Source organism: Capsulimonas sp. (assembly GCF_039929585.1).
GTDB lineage: Bacteria > Armatimonadota > Armatimonadia > Armatimonadales > Capsulimonadaceae > Capsulimonas.
This window is the reverse complement of record NZ_JBDSQY010000071.1, coordinates 1-3,121: the sequence shown is the minus strand read 5'-3', so window position 1 is coordinate 3,121 and position 3,121 is coordinate 1. Positions and strand designations below refer to the sequence as shown.

Genomic DNA, 3,121 nt, shown 5'->3' with positions numbered 1-3,121 from the left:
CTGGAGTCCACGTAGGTGGACATCGTGCACTTCTAGCCGCGATTTCAATCGCCGGGTTCTGGCGCCAGGCCCGCTGGTGCTAGTTGAGAGATAGAGAGTCGATAGTCCTGAGACAAATCTGCGCCATGCTTGTGAGCGCGAGCGAGACGGGGTACAATCGCCTCAACTATGAACACTTACGAACTGCGATTGAGCCGCGTGCGCACGGAGATGATGACGCAGGGCCTGGACACCCTGATCCTGACGCCCGGCGCCGCGATGCAATACCTGACGGGATTTAGCGAGGAAGGCTACGAGCGGCTTCTGGCGCTGATCGTGCCGGCTCACCACCCATGGCTGTTCATCACTCCCACGATCAACGCCGAGCAGGTGCGCGCCAATCCGGCGGGGATCACCGACGTGCGCGTGTGGGACGACGCCGGCGGCTGGGAAAAGCTGCTGAAGGAAGTCTTCGTGGACCTGACGCTCGATATCGGGATCGTCGGGCTCGACGAAAGCATGCCCGCGCGTTTCGCCCTGAAGATCCAGGCCCTCGCGCCCACCACGATGCTCAAGCTCGCCGGGGCGGCCATGGAGCCGCTGCGCGCCGCCAAGGACACGCTGGAATTGGCCGCGATGCAGCACGCCGCCGATGTCACGGATTCGCTGATCCCCATCGTCTATGAGGCCTGCAAGATCGGCGCGACCGAGCGAAGCATCGCGCTCGCGATCGAGACCAGCCTGAACGAACGCGGACACACGACCTCGTTTGGCTCGATCATCGGCGCGGGCGCGAATGGCGCGCAGCCACACCACCATACCGGCAAGACGCGGATCAAAAGTGGTGATGTGATGGTGCTGGACTTCGGCGCCAGGGTCGGCGGATACTGCGGAGACATCACCCGGGTCGCCGCCATCGAGCATGCCAGCGATGAGGCGAAGCGTGTCTACGAGATCGTCTACGCGGCGCATCAGGCGGCGGTCGCCGCCGTGCAGCCGGGAGCCACGGGACACGACGTGGACGCCGCCGCGCGCAAGGTGATCGCCGACGCCGGCTACGGCGACTTCTTCCTGCACCGCACCGGACACGGCATCGGCTTGGAGGACCACGAGTCCCCCTACATCGTCGAAGGCAATCGCATAAAGCTTCAGCCGGGCAACTGCTGTTCGATCGAGCCGGGTATCTACCTGCCCGGCAAGTTCGGCGTACGCCTGGAAAATATCTTCACCGTCACCGAAGATGGAACCGCGCGTGTATTCAATGAAGCGATCGCCCCCGAAATTCCCATCATCGGTTAAATCCACTTTGCATACGAAATGTGTTTTTAGCGAAGGCGTGAGTGTATTTTGGCTATTCCCATTTATTTCGGCGAGTGGTAAGATTGTGTCATTCGAACTCTCTCACCAAGATGGGAACGCCATAAATGAAGCTTCTGTACTCCACGACGGTCTTGACGCTCACCGCAATCTCGGCCCTGCTGCCGATGGGCGCGGGAGCGCAGGACCTCCGGCCACCGGCGACGCCGCTGGTCTCCGCCAATCCTAACTTTGGCGTGTGGTCCCTCACCACGAACCTCAATGACAGCACCACCAAGCACTGGACCGGACGCGATCATGCGCTCGTCAGTTTGATCCGTATCGACGGCAAGACCTATCGATTGATGGGCGCCGATCCCTCCGATGTGCCGGCGCTGCCGCAGGTCGGCCTCAAGGTTCTGCCCACGCGCAGCATCTACGACTTCGAAAACGATGACGTCCACGTCACGCTCACCTTCACCACCCCCGCTCTGCCGGCCGATATCAACGTCCTTGCACGTCCCTTGAGCTACTTGACCTGGGACGTGAAGTCGCGCAAAGGCTCGCATAACGTCTCGCTCTACGACAGCACCAGCTCGGCGCTCGCCGTCAATGAGACCAGCGCCCCCGTCGTCTGGAAGCGAGAAACGTTTGGATCGCTGACGGCGCTGAGCGTCGGAACCAAGGCGCAGACTTATCTCGTTCCCGCCGGCGACGATATCCGCGTCAACTGGGGATACGCCTACGCGGCCGCGAACGCCAAGCAATCCCAATCCGCCATTGGCGGAAACAGCGCCCTGCTGGCGTCGTTCGTAAAGGACGGCGTACTGCCGACCAAAGATGACACCCGGCAGCCGCGTCCTGTCTCAGACGATCAGCCGGTCCTCGCCTTCACCTTCAACCTCGGCAAAGTCGGAAGCGCGCCAGTATCCCGCCATATGAGCGTGGCGTACGATGAGATCTACGCGATCAACTTCTTCCGCCAAAAACTGCGGCCCTTCTGGCGGCGCAACGGCGCAACCCCGTCCGACCTGCTGCAAGCCGCCGAAAAAGATTACGATTCGCTCACCAAACGCTGCGTCACGTTCGATAATCTGATGATGACGGACATGACCAAGGCCGGCGGCGCCAAGTACGCACAGGTCACCGCCCTCGCTTATCGACAAACCCTCGCCGGCTCAGGCCTCGCCGCCGATCCCAACGGCCAGCCGCTGATCTTCCCGAAAGAAAACAGCAGCAACGGATGCATCGCCACCGTCGACATCATCTATCCCGCCGCGCCCCAGTTCCTCTTGATGGGACCGACCTACGCCAAGGCCGTCGCCGCGCCCGCCATGCTCTACAGCGCGGCCAGCCGCTGGAAGTTCCCCTTCGCGCCCCATGACCTCGGCGTGTACCCACAAGCGACCGCCCAGGCTTACGGCGGCGGCGAGACTTCGACCAACGAAGGCGACATGATGCCGGTCGAAGAGTCGGGCAATATGATCCTGATCTGTCACGCCATCGCCAAGCAGGAAGGCAGCGCCGAGTTTGCTTCGCGCTTCTGGCCACAACTGACCGCATGGGAGCAGTACCTGGAGAAGTACGGCCTCGATCCCGAGGATCAGCTCTGCACCGACGACTTCATGGGACATCTCGCCCACAACTCCAACCTCGCCGTCAAGGCGATCCTCGCGATTGCATCGTATGGTGAGCTTTGCCGGATGCGCGGCGACATCGTCGCCGCCGATAAATATAAGGCGCTGGCCAAGGCTGACGCGCTGCACTGGACGGAAGCGGCCAAGGACGGCGATCACTCGCGTCTGGCGTTCGATAAGCCGAACAGCTGGAGCCAGAAGTACAACCT

Annotated in this window: 2 protein-coding genes; both read left to right on the top strand. The window is 61.9% G+C overall.

Annotation, left to right across the window (positions count from 1 at the left end):
* Positions 1–168: 168 nt before the first annotated feature.
* Positions 169–1,278, top strand: a complete 1,110-nt coding sequence (locus ABIZ35_RS04905; RefSeq protein WP_348218754.1) for a Xaa-Pro peptidase family protein — start codon at positions 169–171, stop codon at positions 1,276–1,278.
* A gap of 125 nt (positions 1,279–1,403) precedes the next feature.
* Positions 1,404–3,121, top strand: a 1,718-nt coding sequence (locus ABIZ35_RS04900; RefSeq protein WP_348218753.1) for a DUF4965 domain-containing protein, incomplete at its 3' end; no start/stop codon positions are given.

Coding starts and splice junctions, on each gene's coding strand:
- ABIZ35_RS04905 (WP_348218754.1), top strand. CDS start 169: ATGAACACTTACGAACTGCGATTGAGCCGCGTGCGCACGGAGATGATG.